The sequence below is a fragment of the Actinomycetota bacterium genome, assembly GCA_005774595.1.
GTDB lineage: Bacteria > Actinomycetota > Coriobacteriia > Anaerosomatales > D1FN1-002 > D1FN1-002.
The window spans coordinates 1-3,490 of sequence record VAUM01000210.1 but is presented as its reverse complement, the minus strand read 5'-3'; the positions used below and the strand labels follow the sequence as shown (position 1 = coordinate 3,490).

Sequence of the window (3,490 nt, the reverse complement as noted above, 5' to 3'; positions counted from 1 at the left end):
CCGCCGGCAACGACTGCTCGCCCGGCTGGCGGCGCACCGCGAAGGTCTGGCCGGTCACCGAGTCCCACGCGTTGACGTCCATGCCGCCGGCGGCTGCGGTCGCGTACACGACGTAGCGCCCGTCACAGGCGGGCAGCATCTCGCCGTTCGTGGCGCCGGCGATGGTCGACATCACGCCGGTGGACAGGTTCATCACCCGGATGTCGGCGTCACCGCGGCCCACCACCTGGCCCGAGTAGTCCTCCCATGCGACGAGATCCCCTGCGATGACGGGGCGCTTCTTCGGCATGTTGCGACCGGATTCGATGCGGGTCTCGACGCCCGTCGCGAGGTCGAACGAGTAGATGCCGGGGTTGTAGCCGTTGCGATAGTCCTCCCACACGACCCTCGTGCCCCAGATCGACGGGTTGATCTGGTCCTTGGGGTCGGTGCAGACGGGCGTCTCGATGCCCGTGCCGAGGTCGTAGGCGTAGATGTTCGCGGAACCGCCGACGTAGCGGACGAACACGACGGTCGACCCGAAGATGGCAGGCTGGATCTCGTCGGCGGGAGTCGACGCGATGCGCTGCGAGGAGCCGGTCCCGGAGTCGTAGACGACGATGTCGTAGTTGCCGCCCGTGCGGTCGGCGTAGACGACCTTGCCCCCGGACACCACGGGGGATTCGGGCGCCCTGCCTCCGGCGACCACCACCCCGGAGCCTCCGGCCGCGACCGCGACCGCGACGACGCCGGCCACCAGCGCGAACGCGCACAGGGCCGCACCCACCGGGACCGCGTACCGCTTCATGCCGCCCATCGAGGTCTCCCGCCTCCCGAGGCAACGCCAACGGCGCGCGCGTGCGCGCATCCGTCATCGATTATCGCCACATCCCGCGGAGTATACCGTGACGCCCATCACAGAACGGCGCAAGTCGTTCGGGAATCCTCCGCGAATGGCGAGGGGGCGCGTGCGCACGCGCCCCCTCGCTCCGAGATCCCAGGCCGGCTGCGGAATCGCCAGGCTAGGGCAGTATCACCATAGGGTCGTGGCAGTTCGTGCACAGGTCGTCCTCGGTCTCGACGAGCAGCAGCGGGTTCTGCGACTCGTGAGGGAAGACCTGGAACCGCGGGTTGTCCGCCGTGTTCGTGCCGTCCGCGCTCGTGACGGTGTACGTCTCGGCCCAGCCGATCTGCCCTTGCAGCACATCGCCGACGTTGCGCACATCCTCGTGGCACTGCTGGCACAGCGGGTAGTGGCCCACCTGCGCGCCGATGCGGTTGCCCGACCCGTCCGTCGGCATGACGTACGCGTAGTTGTTCTGCCCGAGCCCGGCGGCCACCGAGGTGGCGACGATCGCGGTGCTGGAGGGAGCGTTGGCGCGCGGGTAGTCCTGGTAGAAGTAGTTCGGCGCGGTCGCGGTCGTCTCGGACGGGTGGTTATGGGTCGTCGCGGTGTTGAGCGAACCCTTGTGACACGCCGCGCACCAGTTCGAGCCGTAGCGCGTGACGGTGACGTCCGAGCTGGTCGGCCGCTGTTTGAGCAGCCGGTTGCTCGTGTAGCCGGCGGTGTCGGTGGCGATGCGGCGGCGGTCCCCGGTGAACGACGCGACCGTGCTCTTGTTGTGCGGGCTGTGGCAGTCGATGCACCCCAGCGTCATGTTGACGCCGCCCTCGAACACCACGCCGGTCAGGTCGCCGCCGGTGGAAGGATCGCCGCCCGGGATGGTGCGGGTCGCGTCGACGCGGTGCTTGCTCACCGGGTAGACCCCGCGCGCCAGCAGGGTGCCGTAGACGCCCTGGCCGCCCGTGCCGTCGTGGCAGGTCTCGCACATGTCCGTGACGGTGGCGGTGACCAGCAGCGACGGGCTGGAGATGTTCGTCGGCGTGTCGGCGCCGTGCGTGTTGTGACACGCGGGGCACTTGGTGGTCGAGGTGAGGTAGTTGCCGTGCGGGCCCTGGCGCTCCGTGTCGGTCCCGGCGATCGACACGGTCGTCGTACCGTGGCAGTCGACGCACGCCGCGTAGCTCGGGTCGACGGTGCCCGTCGCCGGATAGGCGAACGCGGGGACGACGGCGGCCAGCACCGCGGCGAACGCTGCGAGCACGATGGCGGTGCGGGACGTCACGTTACAGCTTCGCCTTCCGTCGGGCCGGGCGTGCGTGCGTGGCAACGCAGGCGCGCGCCCGATGGGGCGCACCGCCTCGGATTCTAGCCGCACTCAGATTCGCTAAGCAACCACGGGCGTGCGTGTCCCGATGGAAGGCCGCCGTCACGGGGTCACTTCCCGACGCCCGGCGCCGTCTTGGCGACCAGGCGCACCACCTGCACGCGGTCGTTACCGCGGTCCGCGATCACGACGAGGTCGCCCTCCGTGTCGACGTCGTTCGGGAAGTCGACCTGCCCGGCGAGCGAGCCGCGCGAGCCGAGCCGGTCCGCGATCTTGCCCTCGGGCGTGATGCGGACGATCTCGAAGTCGAACGGGTCCGCGACCAGGATGCTGCCGTCGGTCGTGACCGCGAGACCGCGCGGCAGGCCGAGACCGTCCGGATCCGTCTCGGTCTGGCCGAAGACGACCTGCGTCCCCGCATTCCAGCGCGGCGTCCCGTCCGGGGTGAACGCGGTCACCCGGTTGTGGTTCGAGTCCGACACGTAGATCGTGCCGTCGTCGCCGACCGCGATGCCGTTGGGATGGTCGAGGTCGCCGGGCTGCCCGCCGGGGCGGCCGAACTGGCGGATGAGCCGCCCGTCGGTCGTGAACACGAACACCTGATAGGTGTCGGTCGCGTAGACGAACCCGCCCTTCACGCACACGTCGGTCACGGCGATGCCGAGCCCGTCCGCACCCGACCCGCCGCGCCCGGTGACCTTGCCGGGGTCGGGGAAGCGCCTCAGGAAGCGGACCTTCTCGTCGAAGACCTGGATCTGGTCGTTGCGGAAGTCCGCGACGTAGATGTCGCCGTTCTCGTCGACGTCGATCCCGGTCGGGTAGTTGAGCCGGCCGGGCTTCCAGCTGTACTCGCCGCCGGCGATCGGCTTGGCGACCCCGAACTCGCCGAACTCGAAGAGGTAGCGGCCCTGCCTGCTGAACGCGACGATGCGATTGTTGCCGCTGTCGGCCACGTAGATGCGGCTCTCCGGCCCGTACGCCACGCCGAGCGGGCCGGCGAACCTCGGGCGCGCACCGATGCCGGGGCCACCGATCTCCTTCACGGCCTCGATGCCGTACCGGGGATCTGCTACGTCCGCGCCGGTGGTCCCGAGGTCGCGGTAGAGGAGCCAGACGAGGACGGCGGCGAACACCGCGAGCAGCAGCGCCGCGGTCCACAGGAGCGCGCGGACGGAGACGCGGCGGCGGCGGGGAGCCGCGGCGGGCGGCTCCGGCCCGGCGGGCGGATCCTCGGCCACGGGATCGAGCGGCGCCGTGGCGCCGTCGTCGGCCGCGTCGCTCACCGCGACCCGGTCACCCTCGCGAGGCCGTCCCTGGCCTCCTTCATGTCGGGCACGTACTGC

The 3,490-nt window shown here is 70.6% G+C and carries 3 protein-coding genes; all 3 read right to left on the bottom strand.

All coding sequences use genetic code 11. The features are described from left to right. On the bottom strand, positions 1 to 796 hold a 796-nt coding region (locus FDZ70_08005; protein TLM73010.1), incomplete at its 3' end, for a hypothetical protein. Between the two features lie 205 nt (positions 797 to 1,001). Further along, positions 1,002 to 2,198, bottom strand: coding sequence for a hypothetical protein (locus tag FDZ70_08000; GenBank protein TLM73009.1), 1,197 nt, complete (start codon positions 2,196 to 2,198; stop codon positions 1,002 to 1,004). A 59-nt stretch (positions 2,199 to 2,257) separates the two neighbouring features. Next, the gene (locus tag FDZ70_07995; protein TLM73008.1) at positions 2,258 to 3,430 is read right to left on the bottom strand and encodes a hypothetical protein; all 1,173 of its coding nucleotides are present in this window, start codon (positions 3,428 to 3,430) and stop codon (positions 2,258 to 2,260) included. Positions 3,431 to 3,490 lie beyond the last annotated feature (60 nt).